Source organism: Nostocoides sp. HKS02 (assembly GCF_009707485.1).
In the GTDB taxonomy this organism is placed as follows: domain Bacteria; phylum Actinomycetota; class Actinomycetes; order Actinomycetales; family Dermatophilaceae; genus Pedococcus.
The window spans coordinates 3,289,979-3,305,392 of sequence record NZ_CP046121.1 but is presented as its reverse complement, the minus strand read 5'-3'; the positions used below and the strand labels follow the sequence as shown (position 1 = coordinate 3,305,392).

Below are 15,414 nucleotides of genomic sequence, written 5' to 3'. Positions count from 1 at the left end.
GTCGGCGAGGAGGACCTGCAGCGGCGCGAACGCCAGGGCGGCAGCCGCCAAGGTCGCCGCGAGAGCACGGCCGACCCGGAAGCGCTTGAAGCGAGGTCCACTCATGACACGCGTTCTCCCCTGCCGGCGGCGACGGCTTCTCGTTGCGGCTGCCACCACGTGACCAGCTCACGAAGTCCTTGCTCGAGGCCGACTTCCGCGCAGAAGCCCAGGTCGGCGAAAGCAGCTCGGGTGTCCGCGAGTCGACGGGTGACGCCGTTGACGGCCCGATCGGGACCGTGCTCGACCGACAGGTCGGAGTCCATCGCCCGCAGCAGTGCCTCAGCCAGGCCGAGCAGGCTGGTCTCGGTGCCGCTGGCGATGTTGTAGATCCCTTCGCGGACCCCGCTCGTGGCCGCGAGCAGGTTGGCGCGGGCGATGTCCCGGGTGAAGACGAAGTCCATCGTCTGCAGCCCGTCGCCGAAGATGAGCGGCGGCTCACCGTCGGCGACCCGCTCCATCCAGCGCACCAGGACCTCGGTGTAGAGGCCGTGCACGTCCATGCGCGGCCCGTAGACGTTGAAGTACCGCAGGCCCACGTAGTCCAGTCCGGTCATCGCCCGGAAGCTGCGCGCCATCCCCTCGTTGAAGGACTTGGCGGCGCCGTAGAAGGTGTCGTTGTTGTGGTGGTGGTGCCGCTCGCCCGTCGGGAACTCCTCGGCCAGGCCGTAGACCGAGGCCGACGACGCGAAGACCAGCTTGTCGACACGGTGCTCGCTCGCCGCCTCCAGTACCGTGAACGTGCCGTCGACGAGCACCTCGAGGGCCAACCGCGGCTGCTCGGCACACTGCGTGATCCGGATCGCGGCCTGGTGGAAGACAAGGTCCTTCCCGCACGTCACGTCGTGGACGAGGTCGCGGTCGCGCAGGTCGCCCTTGACGAGGCTGACGCGCCCCGACGCCAGCGCCCAGCCGAGGTTCTCGACCCGTCCTCGGACGAGGTTGTCGAGGACGTCGACGTGCGCGACCCCAGCCCGGAGCAGCTCGTCGACGATGGTCGAGCCGATCGTTCCCGCGCCACCGGTGACCAGCACCCTTGCGCCCTGCAGGGCGGTCACCACGCGCCTCCCCAACCGACGCCGGCCGACGTCGCAGCCAGAACCCGGCCCATCGGCATACCCACCGGGGCCATCGCTCCCGCGCGGCGCTGGCTCTCGGACGCGGCCTCGAGCACGGCGAGGACCCGCAGCCCCGCATTTCCGTCCGTCAGCGGGGTCCGGCCCTCGGTGATGGCACCCGCGAACTCGGCCACCATGGCGCCCAAGGCCTCTCGCTCCGGCAGCGCCGGCGCGTGCATGTCGCCGAGCCGGTAGTTCACGTTGACGGCGCGCCGCTCCGCCGCGTCGGCGGTCTCGGCGGTGAGGTCGAGGTCGACGCCGCGGTCGTACACCGAGAGCCGCTGCTGGGGGTTCAGGTCGTCCCAGACGACGGTCTTGCGGCTGCCACCGATGACCGTGTGGCGGATCTTCGTCGGGCTCAGCCAGTTCACGTGGACGCTTGCCATCCCGTGGCCCGGCAGGGGCATCGTCAGGTACCCGAGGCACGAGCGACCTGCGCCGATCGGGTCGGCACCGTGTGCCGACACCTCGAGCGGCGAGAGCCCCTGCGGGAGGATGAAGTCGAGGATCGACAGGTCGTGGGGAGCGAGGTCCCAGAAGACGTCGACGTCCGCCCGGACCAGACCGAGGTTGATGCGCACCGAGTCGACGAACAGGATGTCGCCGAGCTCGCCGCTGTGCGCGAGCGCGCGCAGGTGCTGGACCGCGGGCGTGTAGCAGTACGTGTGGTCGCACATGAGGACCAGGCCCAGCTCCTCGGCGGTCGCCACCATCCGCTCGGCGTCGGCACGCGTCGATGCGAGCGGCTTCTCCACGAGGACGTGCTTGCCGGACGCGAGCGCTGCCAGGGCGATGGAGCAGTGGCTGGCAGCCGGGGTCGCCACGGCCACGGCGTCGATGTCGGTGCGTGCGAGGAGCACGTCCAGGGACGTCTCGACCTCGACGGTGCTGCGGTCCCCGATGACCCGCCGGGCCCGGTCCTGATCCAGGTCGCACACGGCCACTAGGTCCCAGTCCTCGCTGGCGCGGAAGCTCCGCACGAGGTTGGGACCCCAGTAGCCGGCCCCCACCACTCCGACACGAAGCGTCATGCCACAACCCCTTTCGCGGACCGCTCTGCGGCCCCTGCGGAAACACTGGCCGGACGGTGGATCAGGCGCCTCGTCCTAATGCGGTAGTGCGTACGTACTGCAACGGCGGCAAATCCCTTGCAGGACAGTGCAGGCAGGTATGCCGCGTGGCGCGGCGGAGAGCCGGCGCGGCTCCCGTGGGGACCGGTCCGCGCCAGCTCCGTCTGCGACCTCGTGATCGCGGACGCCCCTGCACCGCTCATCACTAGGCCCCTGGGCTGCCCATCAATACGCTCCTGCCCCGCGGAACACGGCTTTCGCTGTGCGGAAGAGGATCTGGAGGTCGAGCACAAGGCACCAGTTGTCCACGTACCAGAGGTCGAGCCGCAGCGACTCGTCCCACGACAGGTCGCTGCGACCACTGACCTGCCACAGCCCCGTCAGGCCAGGCTTCACCCGCAGTCGGCGCACGGCGTCGGGTTCGTAGGCGTCGACCTCGCGCATGAGCGGTGGCCTGGGTCCGACGAGGGACATCTCGCCGCGAGCGACGTTGATCAGCTGGGGCAGCTCGTCGATCGAGAACCTGCGCAGCACCCGGCCCACTCGGGTCACCCGTGGATCGGACTTCATCTTGAACAGGACGTCGTTGCCGGCGTCCGCCTGCAGCGCGGCCAGCCTGGACTCGGCGTCGACGCACATGGTGCGGAACTTGACCATGGCGAACTCACGGCCCTGGGCGCCGACCCGCTTCTGCCGGAAGAACACAGGGCCCGGTGTGTCGAGGCGGATCGCCACCGCGACGACGAGCAGCACCGGCAGCGCGAGCAGCGCCAGCGTGACCGTCAGTACGCGGTCCACCACGGCCTTGACCACTCGCCGCCCCCCGGACATCACGGGCCGCTCGACGTGCAGCAGCGGCATACCCGCGGTCGGACGGATGGACAGCCGAGGACCGGCGACCCCGAGGAGACCCGGAGACACGACGAGGTCGACCTCGCGTTCCTCGAGGGACCAGGCGAGGCGGCGCAGCTCGGGGCCGTGCAGGTCAGGGTCGCTCGAGACGGCCACCACCTCGGCGTCGAACAGGTCCACGGCCGACATCGCCTCATCGGGGTAGCCGAAGACGGGCACGCCCTCCACCTCGGAGGGCCCGTCTCCCGACAGGTCCAGACCCGAGACGCAAGCGGCCACCACCCGCAGTCCCTGGTCGGGCGCCCGCCGGATCTCGCGGATCATCGGCACGACAGACCGGGCGTTCCCGATGATGACAGTGGCCTGCGTCTCGAGACCCTCCGCGCGCCGCCGGTAGAGGTCACGACGCAGCCCGTGGCGCACACACAGCCCCAGCGCGGCCAGCAGGCTCGTCACCACGACGACCACGTCCCGCGGGGCATCCCAGCGCAACGCGTAGGAGACCAGTGCGGCGACCCCGACGAGGATCACGCTCGAGCGCACCACGGCCCGGTACTCCTCGGGGCCCGACCCCAGGTAGCGGCGCTCGTACCCGTGGACCAGCGCCAGCGTCGCGACCCAGGCGACCGGGACGACGACGAGGAGGGCGACCCGCAAGCCGACCGGGTTGTCCAGAGCAACGGAGAAGGAGGCGACCACCCCGGCGATGGTGGCGACGACCAGGTCGCCGAAGAAGGCCCGGCGACGGTAGTGGACGTCCCACGTGCTCCGCCGGACGGCCCGCTGCGGCACTGCAGCGTCGCCGGCACTGCGCGACACGACCCGCGGGGCACCACCACTGGGTCGTCGGGCCCAAGCGGCCACCGACCACCCCGACAGGTCGGATACCTGACTCGACACGAGCGCCTCTCGCCGCCCCCGCCCTGCAGACTCAGTCATACGTGCCTCTCCCCCGAGTGGTTCTGCGAGCACGCTAGCCCCGGCCCCGACGGCGCCCATAGACCATTTGGTGGAGGAACCCGCCGTCGAATGGGCCTATGCCACAACGGAATTCGGCCGATACGCCAGTCAACTGAGCCGCTGCTACCGAGGTCGTCCTACGTCGCCAGCCGTAGCGGAGTCATCCAGGAGAACGAGAGTGGATGACCTCGACCGCGCGGTCGGGTTCGATCTCGTGTGTTTGCGTCCGGCACGCGAACGACGGCCCCGCACCTGCCCCAGGAGCGAGCCCCATCCCTGTCGACGCAAAGATGGTCAGTGACTAGTCACTGACCATCTTTGCGTCATCGGACCCCTTCAGGAGCCACTGCGGCATCACCGGGGACGCGCCGGCACGCCGACCCAGGTCTGCCCCGCGGGCACGTCCCGGGTGACCACCGCGCCCATCCCGAGCACGGCCCCCGCACCCACCGTGACCCGTTCGCGCACCGAGCTCGCCATCCCGAGGTAGGCACCCCGGCCGACCCGGACCGAGCCACCGAGGGTGACGCCGGCGCAGAGCGTGGCGAAGTCCTCCACGACGTCGTCGTGGGTCAGGACGACCCGCGGCATCGCCACGACGTGCCGGCCGACGCTGACGGAGGCGGTGAGCACGACCCCCGCGAGCAGGACGGAGCCCGGGCCGACCGAGCACGAAGCCGGGATGCTCACGGAGGGGTGCACGATGCGAGCAAACCTCGTCGCACCCACGCCCGCCGCCTCGAGGCGCGCGGCGAGCTGTTCACGCACGCCGCCCTTGCCTGCGCACAGCACCAGAGGTGCCTCGGCTCGCGAGACGACCTGCTCGAGGCCGCCCAGGACGGGCAGCCAGCCGCCCGCCGCCGTCCCCCACAGCGTGGCGTCGTCATCGACGCACCCGGCGACCTCAACGCCAGCCGCCAGCGCGGCTTCGGCCACCTCCAGTGCGAGGCCGCTCGCCGCGATCAGGACCAGTCCGCTCGCCACGTCGTCCACGGTAGGACGCGGCCAGCGCGCCGCGCAGCGGTTCGGGCGACCTCAGGCCGGACTGTGGAACTTCTGCTGCGCCACCGAGAGGCCCTCGGTGACCACCAGCTCGACCGCGTCGGCCGCATCGTGCACGAGGAACGGCAGCTCCTTGCGCTCGGTGGGCGAGAAGTCGCGCAGGACGAAGTCGGCGGCATCCATGCGTCCAGGCGGTCGACCGATGCCGACCCGGACCCGCAGGTAGTCCTTGGTCCCCAGGGACGAGCTGATGGAGCGCAGCCCGTTGTGACCCCCCTCCCCGCCCCCGCGCTTCAGGCGCACCTCACCGGCCGGGATGTCGAGCTCGTCGTGGACCACGACCAGCCGGTCCGGCTCGGTGGAGTAGAAGGTCATCAGGGCCTTCACCGGCCCGCCGGACTCGTTCATGTACGACGAGGGGACGGCCACGATGGCCGCCGGCCCCGGCGCACCCCCGGGCAACGTCCCGATGCGCACGGTCGCGGCGACGGCGCGGGCCTTGTGGGTGGTCAGCTTCACCCCGGAGCGCGAAACCAGCTCGTCGACGACCATGGCGCCGACGTTGTGGCGGTTACCGGCATAGCGCGGCCCGGGGTTGCCCAGCCCGACGACGAGCCAGGTGCCCTGGCCTTCAGCGTTCACGGGCGGCAAGTATGCCGCACGACCGGACGGTGACCTGCGGAAGGCCAGGTCCGCAGCGGACCTGGCCTTCCGGCATACGACAGCGGTCAGGCCTGCTCGGCCGTGGCCTCGCCCTCGGCATCCTCGGCGGCAGGAGCCTCGGCACCCTCGGCCGCGGGCTCGCCGGCCTCGTCGTGCTCGATGCCAGCCTCTTCCTCGGCCTCGGCCAGCTCGGCGTCCAGCGCCTCCTGGGAGATCTGGGCGGTGATGTTCACGACCAGGGTGTCCTCGTCGACGACCAGCGTCGAGCCGCGCGGCAGGTCGAGCTCGGACGCCTTGATCTGCGTACCGGCCTGGAGGCCCTCGACGGACACGACGATGTTCTCGGGGATGTGCGTCGCCTCGACCTCGAGCTGCACGGTCTGCGCGTCGAGCGTGACGACGGTCTCCGGAGCGGCCTCGCCCTCGATGTGGACCGGGACGTCGACGGTGACCTTCTCGCCCTTGCGGACGACGACGAGGTCGACGTGCTCGATGACGGGCTTGATGGCGTCGCGCTGGACGTCCTTGGCGAGCGCGAGCTGCTCCTCGCCGTCGATGACGATGGTGAGCAGGGCGTTGGCGACCTTGAGGGCCATCATCGTGTCGTGGCCGGGCAGGGTGATGTGCACCGGATCGGCGCCGTGGCCGTACATGACGGCCGGGATCTTGTGGTCGCGGCGGATCTTGCGGGCAGCGCCCTTGCCGAACTGGGTGCGCGTCTCAGCGACGAGCTTGTTGTCAGACACGGAAATCTCCTGTGCGGTGGGGGACTCGAGGATGCGGTGGGCCTCGACGCGGGGCGCAGCACGGAGACCACACCGCGTCGAATCACGGACGTGCCGGGCCGTGGTGCAGGATGGCCGTGCAGTGTCCCTCGCCGAGGCAACCCCGAGAGTCTAGGCGACGCCTGCGGGCAGAGGGAAATCCGTGTCCTCCGTGCTTGTCGTGACGCCCGCCAGGCGCTGGCGACGCAGCTCGCCGACTCGGACCGCCGCGACCCCTGCGACGATGCAGACGCCCCCACCCAGCTGCATCACACCGGGCAGCTCGCCGAGGATCACCCAGGCGAACAGCACCGCGAACAGGACCTCCGTCAGCCCGACGAACGAGGCGACCGTCGACCCGAGCAGGCGCGCGGCACTCACCCCGAGCAGGTATGCCGCCGCCGCCGCCACGAGGGCCAGCTCACCGACCGCGGCCCACCAGGGCGCCAGGTGGCCCATGAGGGCGACGTCACCGGAGGCGAAGGCCAGCGGGACGACACCCACGGCGCCGAGGAGGCCGAGCAGCACCGCGCCCGCCCCCATGCCGAGGCCGGCGAGCGCCACCGGCGGCAGGCTGCTCTCCTCGGCCGCCAGGACGAAGAACGTGGCCAGCCCCGCCGCAGCCACCAAGCCCCAGCCGACGCCGACGAGGTCGGGACGGGTCTTCCCGGCGAGGTCGAGCACGAGCACGAGCCCCACCACAGCGAGCAGGACACCGAGGCCGGTCAACCCGCTCGGGGCACGACGGGTGCGGATCCACACCCAGAGCACGACCAGCACGACGCCGAGGTACTCCAGCAGCAGCGCCACGCCCACATCAAGGTGCTGGACGGCGTGGAAGTACGCGACCTGGCATCCCGCCACCGCCACGGCGCCGTAGGCGAGGATGGTCGGCGCCGCTGCTCGAGCGAGGTGCCAGCGGCCACGCAGCGAGAGGAAGGTCGGAATGGCCAGCACCAGCGTGGCACCGGTGATGCGGAGCAGGACGATCGCCCCCGAGCTCCAGCCCTCGAGCAGGAGGGACTTGGCAAAGGGGCCGCTGCTGCCGAACGTCGCCGCGGACGCCAGGGCCAGCCACAAGCCGAGGCCGGTCGGTCGCCGGTGGCCGGTCGGTCGCCCCGTCATCGCAGCCTCCACCTGTCATGAGCAAAACGGTTTATACTCATGACGCTAGCGAACGGGGAGGTCAGGAGTCAAGATGCTTTTTGCCCATGACACGGAAATGGCGCTGCGCGGTGCGGCCGCCCTGGTCAACACCGACGCCACCCTGCCCACCGACTCCGACGACCTCACGACCGTCGACCAGCTCGACCGGTTCGTCGCCGAGTGGGAGTGGACGGGCTCGCGTGAGCACGACGAGGCGGAGCTGCGCGCCGTCCGCGCCCTGCGGCCCCGCCTGCGCGCGTTCTGGACCGCCGATGTCGACACTGCCGTGCACGAGGTGAACGCGCTCCTCGCACAGGCCGGGGCACTCCCCCAGCTGGTCCGCCACGGCGAGTGGACCTGGCACCTGCACGCGACGCCGCCCGAGGCCCCGCTGGCCACCCGCATGGCGGTCGAGGCGGCGATGGCCCTGGTCGACGTGATCCGGGCCGACGAGCTCAGCCGGCTGCGGGTCTGCGCCGCCGACGACTGCGAGGACGTCGTGGTGGACCTGTCGAAGAACCGCTCCAAGCGGTACTGCGACGGGGGGTGCGGCAACCGCCGCAACGTCGCGGCATACCGCGCACGCCGGTCCCACCCCGCTCGCTGAGCCGCGCCCGCCCGCTCGATCCCGCCTCCGCAGCAACCTCTGCTTGCAGAGGTTGCTGCGGCACGAGGATGGTGCAACGTACGCCAGCGGCAGCAACCTCTGCTGAGCGCCGGGGAGACCCGCTCAGGCGTGACCGTCGAAGAGGCTCGTCACCGAGCCGTCCTCGAACACCTCCTGGATCGCCCTGCTGATCAACGGCGCGATCGACAGGGTCGTCAGCTTGTCGAACTCGTGCGCCGCATCGATCGGCAGCGTGTTGGTCACGATGACCTCGGAGGCCGTGCACGCCTTGAGCCGGTCGATCGCCGGCCCGGACAGGATCGCGTGGGTGGCCGCGATGACCACCCCCGCCGCGCCCTCGGCCATCAGCGCGTCGGCGGCCTTGGTGATGGTGCCACCGGTGTCGATCATGTCGTCGACCAGCACGCAGATGCGACCCTGCACCTCGCCGACCACCCGGTTGGCCACCGTCTCGTTCGGCCGGTTGATGTCACGGGTCTTGTGGATGAAGGCCAGCGGCGCCCCGCCGAGCCGCTCGGACCACTGCTCGGCCACCTTGATCCGTCCCGCGTCCGGGGACACGACCGCGAGCTGCTCATGGCCGTACTTCTTGCGCACGTACTCCGACAGGATCGGCAGCGCCATGAGGTGGTCGACCGGCCCGTCGAAGAAGCCCTGGATCTGGGCTGTGTGCAGGTCGACGGCCATGAGCCGGTTGGCCCCAGCCGTCTTGAACAGGTCTGCCATGAGCCGTGCCGAGATCGGCTCGCGACCGCGGTGCTTCTTGTCCTGGCGCGCGTAGCCGTAGAACGGCAGGACGACCGTGATCCGCTTGGCCGAAGCGCGCTTGAGGGCGTCGACCATGAGGAGCTGCTCCATGATCGCCTCGTTGATGGGCGTCGTGTGACTCTGGATCACGAAGGCGTCCGACCCGCGCACGGACTCCTCGTAGCGGACGTAGATCTCACCGTTGGCGAAGTCGTACGCACTCGTGGGCACGAGCTCGGTCCCCAGCATGGCCGCGACCTCGCGCGCCAGTTCAGGGTTGGCGCGCCCCGCGAAGACCATGAGGTTCTTCTCGTTCATCTTGAGAATGCCGGTCACGCTGGGCCCTGCCCTTCGGTGGATGCATCGGTATGCCGCGTGGCGGCTGTCGCGGCCTCGACGGCGCCGTGCGCCGCCGCCTCGGCCGCCTCGGCGGTCTTCGTGCCCGGTCGCGCCCGGGCGACCCAGCCGTCGATGTTGCGCTGACGCCCGCGCGCCACGGCGATCTGCCCCGGGTCGACGTCCGCGGTGACGGCCGACCCCGCGCCGACGTACGCGCCGTCGGCGATGGTGACCGGCGCGATGAGCACGGAGTCGGAGCCGACGAAGCTGTGGCGGCCGACGGTGGTGTGGTGCTTCGCGACGCCGTCGTAGTTGGCGAAGATCGTGCCCGCCCCGATGTTGGCGCCCTCACCGATGGTGGCGTCGCCGGCATAGGTGAGGTGCGGCACCTTCGCGCCGGGGCCGATCTTGGCGTTCTTGGTCTCGACGAAGCCACCGATCTTGCCCTGCGCGCCGAGCTCGGTGCCGGCCCGCAGGTAGGAGAACGGGCCGACGCTGGCCTGCGCCCCGATGACCGCGAGGATCGCCTCGGTGCGCTTGACCTCGGCGCCGTCCCCCACCTCGGTGTCGGTGAGCGTGCTGTCGGGCCCGATGGTGGCGCGCTCCCCCACCGTGGTCGCACCGAGCAGCTGGGTGCCCGGGAGGATCGTCGTGTCGCGCCCGATGGTCACGTCGGCGTCGATCCACGTGGTGTCGGGGTCGACGATGGTGACGCCCTCGCGCATCCAGCGCTGCGTGATCCGGCGGTTGAGCTCCTTGCCGAGCCTGGCCAGCTGCACCCGGTCGTTGACCCCCTCGGTCTGCCACAGGTCGTCGATGAGGTGGGCGCTCACGCGGCCGCCCGCAGCCCGGGCGATGGCGAGGACGTCCGTGAGGTACTTCTCGCCCTGGGCGTTGTCGGTGCCGACCTTGCCGAGGGCCTGCTGGAGCACCTGGGCGTCGAACGCGTAGATCCCCGAGTTGATCTCGGTGATCGCTCGCTGGTCCTCGGTGGCGTCCTTCTGCTCGACGATCCCCTCGACGTCGCCCGCGGGTCCGCGCAGGATGCGGCCGTAGCCGGTGGGGTCCTCGAGCTGGGCCGTGATGACCGTGACCGCGCTCTGGGTCGCGACGTGCTCCGCGACGAGCCCGTGCAGCGTCGCACCGTCGAGCAGGGGGATGTCGCCGCAGGTGACCAGGATCGTGCCGTCCAGCCCGCGCGGCAGGGCCTCGAGCGCGCACTCGGTCGCACGCCCGGTGCCCTTGACCTCGTCCTGGTCGGCGATCACGGCCGCCGGGTCGACGTCCGCCACGTGGGCGGCCACGAGGTCGCGCCCGTGCCGGACCACGACGGCGAGGTGCTCGGGACTCACGCCCCGACCCGCTGCGATCGCGTGCCCGAGCAGGGTCCGCCCGCCGATCCGGTGCAGGACCTTGGGGGTCGAGGACTTCATCCGGGTGCCCTCGCCGGCGGCGAGGATGATGACGGCGGCAGGGCGGGGCGAGCCGGGGGCTGGGTTCACGCGCGAGGCTCCAACGGTCTGGTCGGGTGCGACGGGACGGCGTCATGCTACCTGCCGGTTCCGTGCCCCGGGCGTGGAGGTGCGCCGCCCGGCACGCGACAGCGAGCCTCGGTCAGCGAGTCACTTCACGCAGGGTATGCCGCCGCCGGCCAGGTCAGTCAGGGCGCTCGGCGGGGGCCCGCTGCGCCCGCCGCCGACGGCGGAGACCGCCTTCGCCGGGGGCGCGGCCGTGGCGCGGGTGGTCGGCAACCCGGCGCCGGCAGGCGGGTTGAAGTCGGTGCCGATCACCAGGCGCAGGCTGCCCGGGGCGACGCCCGCCCGGATCCGGGTGGGCAGGCCGCCGAGCAGGCTGGACAGTGCGGTCGCGGACGCCTGCTCGCCGGGGGCGTAGTCGATCACCGACGTGGCCAGCTGGGTGGGGTAGGTCGAGGCCTGGCCCTGGGTGTAGCCCTTGCGCGCCAAAGCCGCGAGCACCGAGTGGCCCACGCCCGTGCGACCCGAGGCGTTGACGGCCTCGACGACCGCATGCGGAGCCGGTGCCGTGGTCGTGGGCGAGGAGGTCGGCTTGGGCGAGCGGGGCGAGCTCGTCGCCGCGCCATAGAGCAAGGTGTGCACCGTGCTCTGGATCACCGGCAGGTCGACGATGTTCACCGACTCACCACGCGGATCCGTGCCGAACCGGGCCACCGGCAACGTGAAGAAGTGGAGGTTGCTGCCCGACAGGCTCGCGGCATCCCTGGCGAGCGAGAGCAGGTCGAGGCGGCTGTCGATGGCGGTGTTCTGCTTGGCCACGTCGAGGATGCCGGTCAGCTTGGCCGGGTTGGCGAACGTGTCCGCCTGCTTGAGCTGGTAGAACAAGCGAGGCGATGAAGGCCTGCTGGCGCCGGGACCGGTCGAGGTCGGTGAAGTTCAGGTCCGGGTGCACCGTGTCACGACGCTGACGCACGAAGGCGATGGCCTGCTCCGCGCTGATCTGCTGGCGACCAGCGTGGAACCTCGCGCCGGAGTAGCTGTCCTGGGTGTTCTGCTTGACGCAGACCGTGATCGGCTGGACGACCTGGGAGACCTGGAAGAAGGCCGCCATGGTCACCTCGACGAAGTGGTCGATCGGCACGCCTCCGAGGAACTGCCGAACCGTGTCCATCTCGGCCTTGCGGCCGGCATCGCGAGCCTGCTGTTCGCGGCGCAGGCCGGTCACGCCCTGCTGGGTGAGGCGGTTCGCCGCCTGGTCGAAGGCCAGCCCGTAGGCCTGCTTGATCTTGCCCATGCACTCACCGTCAGGGCAGCCACTCAGCGCCACGTAGTCGTCGCGTGGGATCGAGATCGCCGTGGCCTTGCCGCCGTTGCCCGGGATGTGCAGGAGCATCAGGACGTTCGAGTTGAGGCCACCGTTCGCCTGGTCGCCGGCGTGCAGGGCGGCGTAGAGCTGCTTCGGCAGCGGCTTGCCGTTCTCGTCGAGCCGGCTGTCGAGGCCCATGACGAGGATGTTGATGTCGCCGTGGGCCGACTTGCCGCCAGCGGCCACCACGTCGGACCTCTTGATGCCCGACATGAGGCCCTCGTACTGGAGCACGAAGTAGCCCACCAGCGCGACGACCAGCACGACGGCGGTGAGGGCGGCGATGGTCAGCGGGTGGCGGATGCGGCGTCGACGGGGCGTTGCGTGCACGGGCTGGGGCTGCACCTGAGGGGGCCCTTGGGGTTCACCCGGCAACGGATGCTCCTTGCGTCAGGTCCCGTGGCGCAGTGGTCCACGAGGAGGGATACGGGCCCGGCGATCGTACGGTCCGATCCTTGTGTGCTCACTGAGAACGCGCCCACCCCTGCTCCCCGGGTAGGAATCGAACCTACGTCGCTTGTCCTGATTCAAAGTCAGGCGGGCCCTGCCAGCAGACCAACCGGGGAACGCCCCGTGCAGCGCCTGCCGGGACTCGCCAAGGGTAGCCAACCGAAGACTCGACCCAGGACGCCTCGCTGGTGATGACACCCTACGTATCCGTAGGTTACGGTTGCGTAGGTTGATGGCGTAGCCCCAGACGCCCGGTTCAACGGAAAGGCCCCCGCGATGACGACCGCGACCCCTACCGCCCGCACCACCTCGTCCGCTCCGCCCACCGCGGACCAGGATGAGGCAGTCGCCCCGGAGCGCAAGCACGGTGGCGAACAGGTTGCCCTCGCCCTCTTCATCGCCATCCCGTTCCTCGCGCTGCTGGCGGCCGCACCCGTGGCGTGGGGATGGGGCCTGGGCTGGCACGACATCGTGATCGCACTGGTCATGTATGCCGTCGCCGGCCACGGCATCACCGTGGGCTTCCATCGCCACTTCACCCACGGGTCGTTCAAGGCCCGGCGTGGCCTGAAGATCGCGCTGGCCGTCGCGGGTTCGCTCGCCATCGAGGGCCCGGTCGTGCGCTGGGTGGCCGACCACCGCCGCCACCACGCCTTCTCAGACCGCGAGGGCGACCCGCACTCGCCGTGGCGCTACGGCGAGACCATCCCCGCCCTGGCCAAGGGGCTCTGGTGGGCCCACACCGGCTGGCTCTTCGACGTCGAGCAGACCCCGCGCAGCAAGTACGCGCCCGACCTCATGGCCGACCAGGACCTCCAGCGCGTCGACCGGGCGTTTCCCACCCTCGTGGCCGTCTCCATGCTGCTGCCACCCGTTGTCGGTGGCCTCTGGTCGATGAGCTGGGCGGGCGCCCTGACCGCGTTCTTCTGGGGCTCGCTCGTCCGCGTGGCCCTGCTCCACCACGTCACGTGGTCGATCAACTCGATCTGCCACGCGATGGGCGAGCGGCCATTCAAGAGCCGCGACCGGTCCGGCAACGTCTGGTGGCTCGCCGTGCTCTCCATGGGCGAGTCGTGGCACAACCTGCACCACGCCGACCCCACGTGCGCACGCCACGGCGTGGAGAAGGGCCAGGTCGACTCCAGCGCCAGGGTGATCTGGGCCTTCGAGAAGCTCGGCTGGGCCCGCGACGTCAGGTGGCCCTCGGCCAAGCGCCTCGACGCCCGCCGCGTCGCTGCCTGACCGGTCCTGGTCGTCCTGACCGTCCCGACCGTCCCGGCCGGTCCCGGCCGGCGCCGAACGGCGCACGAGGCATGATGGACCGTGTGACCGAAGCCCAGGACAAGCCGACCACCACGAGCTCGCGCTCCCGGATGACCGGCAAGCAGCGGCGGGAGCAGCTGATCGAAGTGGGTCGAAAGCTGTTCGCGGACAAGGGGTTTGAGGGCACCACCGTCGAGGAGATCGCGGCCAAGGCGAGCGTGTCCAAGCCGGTCGTCTACGAACACTTCGGGGGCAAGGAGGGGCTGTATGCCGTGGTCGTCGACCGGGAGATCGCGGCCCTCCTCGGTGGCATCACCGGCGCCCTCAGTGCCGAGCTCGGCAGCCGCGAGACCCTTGAGCGCGCCGCGGGGGCTCTCCTCGACTACATCGAGAGCAACACCGACGGCTTCCGGATCCTCGTGCGCGACAGCCCCGCCGGCCAGTCGACCGGGTCCTTCGCCAGCCTGATCTCGGATGTCGCCAGCCAGGTCGAACACATCCTCGCCGCCGAGTTCAAGCGCCGAAAGCTCGACCCCAAGACCGCACCCTTGTATGCCCAGATGCTCGTCGGCATGGTCGCGCTGACGGGCCAGTGGTGGCTCGACTCGCGCCGCATGAAGAAGGCCGATGTCGCCGCCCACCTGGTCAACCTCGCCTGGAACGGCCTGGCCGGCCTCGAGAAGAAGCCCTCTCTCACGGGCGACCGGTAGGCCCCGCCACGGGCCGGTGCCCCACGGCGAACACCCGCCGGAACGGGAAGATCACGCCGACCGAGGTGCGGGGGTATGCCGCGCGGAGCCGTGCGTCGTACTCGCGCAGGAACGCCGCTCGTTCGCCCGCGTCCGGCAGCGCCTCGAGGACCGGGCGGAGCCCCGTGCCGGACACCCACTCCAACACCGGGCTGTCTTGCCGCGCAAGGGGATCCAGCACGTGCTGGTAGGTCGTCTCCCACGCGTCCACCTCGAGCCCAGCCGCGCCGAACAGCTCGACGTACGCAGCCGGGGTCGCCACCTCCAGCCGGGCCAGGGCCGGGCGCAGCCGGTCCGCGGCGGGGTGTGCCTGCGCAACCTCTCGCATGAGTGCGTGCGACGGGGCGTCCAGGTTCGCGGGCACCTGCATGGCCAGCCAGCCGTCTGGCGCCAGGGCAGCAGCCCACCGGGTGAGCAGGTTCAGGTGGCCGGGCACCCACTGCAGGGTGGCGTTGGTGACGATGACGTCCGGTGCCGCGCCGAGGGTCGACACATCCCAGGTCCTCACGTCGGCCTCGACCAACTCGACCAGGCCGTGCGAGTCGAGGTCACGGGCGGCGGCGAGCATCTGGGGCGAGTTGTCGACGCCCACGACGCGCGCCCGCGGCCAACGCTGCGCCACGCTGAGGGTCGACGGTCCGTTGCCGCAGCCGAGGTCGACGACGAGCCGCGGAGAGGTGGCCCCGACCCGCCCCAGTAGGTCACCTAACGGGCGCGCCCGATGGTCGGAGAACAGGGCGTACTGCTGTGGATCCCACGTCGTACTCATGCGGCCTTCCTATC

General features: G+C 70.9%; 15 protein-coding genes and 1 tRNA gene. 3 read left to right on the top strand and 13 right to left on the bottom strand.

Going from position 1 to position 15,414, the window contains the following annotated elements:
• Positions 1–101: 101 nt before the first annotated feature.
• The 7 genes from GKE56_RS15970 to GKE56_RS15940 all read right to left on the bottom strand — a co-directional run bounded on the left by GKE56_RS15970 (position 102) and on the right by GKE56_RS15940 (position 7,593).
• Positions 102–1,097, bottom strand: a complete 996-nt coding sequence (locus GKE56_RS15970; RefSeq protein ID WP_154685387.1) for an NAD-dependent epimerase/dehydratase family protein — start codon at positions 1,095–1,097, stop codon at positions 102–104.
• A complete protein-coding gene (locus tag GKE56_RS15965) occupies positions 1,094–2,188 on the bottom strand; it encodes a Gfo/Idh/MocA family protein (protein ID WP_154685386.1) in 1,095 nt (364 codons plus the stop codon). Before GKE56_RS15965 ends, GKE56_RS15970 begins: the two co-directional genes overlap by 4 nt.
• 264 nt (positions 2,189–2,452) lie before the next feature.
• On the bottom strand, positions 2,453–4,018 hold the full coding sequence (locus GKE56_RS15960) for a sugar transferase (protein ID WP_154685385.1): 1,566 nt from the start codon (positions 4,016–4,018) through the stop codon (positions 2,453–2,455).
• Between the two features lie 375 nt (positions 4,019–4,393).
• Positions 4,394–5,023 (bottom strand): NeuD/PglB/VioB family sugar acetyltransferase, encoded by a 630-nt coding sequence (locus GKE56_RS15955; protein ID WP_154685384.1) that lies wholly within the window; start codon positions 5,021–5,023, stop codon positions 4,394–4,396.
• Between the two features lie 51 nt (positions 5,024–5,074).
• Positions 5,075–5,683 carry an aminoacyl-tRNA hydrolase gene (gene pth / locus GKE56_RS15950; RefSeq protein WP_154685383.1) on the bottom strand — a complete coding sequence of 203 codons (609 nt, stop codon included), beginning with the start codon at positions 5,681–5,683 and terminating at the stop codon, positions 5,075–5,077.
• 86 nt (positions 5,684–5,769) lie between these two features.
• Positions 5,770–6,450 (bottom strand): 50S ribosomal protein L25/general stress protein Ctc, encoded by a 681-nt coding sequence (locus GKE56_RS15945; protein WP_154685382.1) that lies wholly within the window; start codon positions 6,448–6,450, stop codon positions 5,770–5,772.
• Between the two features lie 150 nt (positions 6,451–6,600).
• A complete protein-coding gene (locus tag GKE56_RS15940; RefSeq protein ID WP_154685381.1) occupies positions 6,601–7,593 on the bottom strand; it encodes an EamA family transporter in 993 nt (330 codons plus the stop codon).
• A 73-nt stretch (positions 7,594–7,666) separates the two neighbouring features.
• Between GKE56_RS15940 and GKE56_RS15935 the strand changes: the two genes are divergently transcribed.
• Entirely contained in the window at positions 7,667–8,221 is a 555-nt protein-coding gene (locus GKE56_RS15935; protein ID WP_154685380.1) for a CGNR zinc finger domain-containing protein, read from the top strand.
• A gap of 123 nt (positions 8,222–8,344) precedes the next feature.
• On the opposite strand, the gene GKE56_RS15930 is transcribed toward GKE56_RS15935, so the two are convergent.
• From GKE56_RS15930 to GKE56_RS15915, 5 genes are all read right to left on the bottom strand, one after another.
• On the bottom strand, positions 8,345–9,307 hold the full coding sequence (locus tag GKE56_RS15930) for a ribose-phosphate diphosphokinase (RefSeq protein ID WP_154685845.1): 963 nt from the start codon (positions 9,305–9,307) through the stop codon (positions 8,345–8,347).
• A gap of 14 nt (positions 9,308–9,321) precedes the next feature.
• Positions 9,322–10,761, bottom strand: coding sequence for a bifunctional UDP-N-acetylglucosamine diphosphorylase/glucosamine-1-phosphate N-acetyltransferase GlmU (gene glmU / locus GKE56_RS15925; RefSeq protein WP_230209348.1), 1,440 nt, complete (start codon positions 10,759–10,761; stop codon positions 9,322–9,324).
• A 189-nt stretch (positions 10,762–10,950) separates the two neighbouring features.
• The gene (locus GKE56_RS17690; protein ID WP_230209029.1) at positions 10,951–11,481 is read right to left on the bottom strand and encodes a LytR C-terminal domain-containing protein; all 531 of its coding nucleotides are present in this window, start codon (positions 11,479–11,481) and stop codon (positions 10,951–10,953) included.
• Between the two features lie 4 nt (positions 11,482–11,485).
• Entirely contained in the window at positions 11,486–12,499 is a 1,014-nt protein-coding gene (locus tag GKE56_RS17685; RefSeq protein WP_230209028.1) for an LCP family protein, read from the bottom strand.
• Between the two features lie 157 nt (positions 12,500–12,656).
• A tRNA-Gln gene (locus GKE56_RS15915) sits at positions 12,657–12,735 on the bottom strand.
• A 160-nt stretch (positions 12,736–12,895) separates the two neighbouring features.
• Here GKE56_RS15915 and GKE56_RS15910 point away from each other — a divergent pair.
• On the top strand, positions 12,896–13,861 hold the full coding sequence (locus GKE56_RS15910) for a fatty acid desaturase (protein ID WP_154685378.1): 966 nt from the start codon (positions 12,896–12,898) through the stop codon (positions 13,859–13,861).
• A 131-nt stretch (positions 13,862–13,992) separates the two neighbouring features.
• Positions 13,993–14,592, top strand: coding sequence for a TetR/AcrR family transcriptional regulator (locus tag GKE56_RS15905; protein ID WP_230209347.1), 600 nt, complete (start codon positions 13,993–13,995; stop codon positions 14,590–14,592).
• On the opposite strand, the gene GKE56_RS15900 is transcribed toward GKE56_RS15905, so the two are convergent.
• Positions 14,576–15,400, bottom strand: a complete 825-nt coding sequence (locus tag GKE56_RS15900; RefSeq protein WP_154685376.1) for a methyltransferase domain-containing protein — start codon at positions 15,398–15,400, stop codon at positions 14,576–14,578. The genes GKE56_RS15905 and GKE56_RS15900 overlap by 17 nt on opposite strands.
• Positions 15,401–15,414 lie beyond the last annotated feature (14 nt).

Bases quoted from the DNA above. Each gene is read 5' to 3' on its own strand.
- GKE56_RS15965 (WP_154685386.1), bottom strand. From the start codon at position 2,188: ATGACGCTTCGTGTCGGAGTGGTGGGGGCCGGCTACTGGGGTCCCAAC.
- GKE56_RS15960 (WP_154685385.1), bottom strand. From the start codon at position 4,018: ATGACTGAGTCTGCAGGGCGGGGGCGGCGAGAGGCGCTCGTGTCGAGT.
- GKE56_RS15940 (WP_154685381.1), bottom strand. From the start codon at position 7,593: ATGACGGGGCGACCGACCGGCCACCGGCGACCGACCGGCCTCGGCTTG.
- GKE56_RS15935 (WP_154685380.1), top strand. From the start codon at position 7,667: ATGCTTTTTGCCCATGACACGGAAATGGCGCTGCGCGGTGCGGCCGCC.
- GKE56_RS15930 (WP_154685845.1), bottom strand. From the start codon at position 9,307: ATGAACGAGAAGAACCTCATGGTCTTCGCGGGGCGCGCCAACCCTGAA.
- glmU (WP_230209348.1), bottom strand. From the start codon at position 10,761: ATGAAGTCCTCGACCCCCAAGGTCCTGCACCGGATCGGCGGGCGGACC.
- GKE56_RS15910 (WP_154685378.1), top strand. From the start codon at position 12,896: ATGACGACCGCGACCCCTACCGCCCGCACCACCTCGTCCGCTCCGCCC.
- GKE56_RS15905 (WP_230209347.1), top strand. From the start codon at position 13,993: ATGACCGGCAAGCAGCGGCGGGAGCAGCTGATCGAAGTGGGTCGAAAG.
- GKE56_RS15900 (WP_154685376.1), bottom strand. From the start codon at position 15,400: ATGAGTACGACGTGGGATCCACAGCAGTACGCCCTGTTCTCCGACCAT.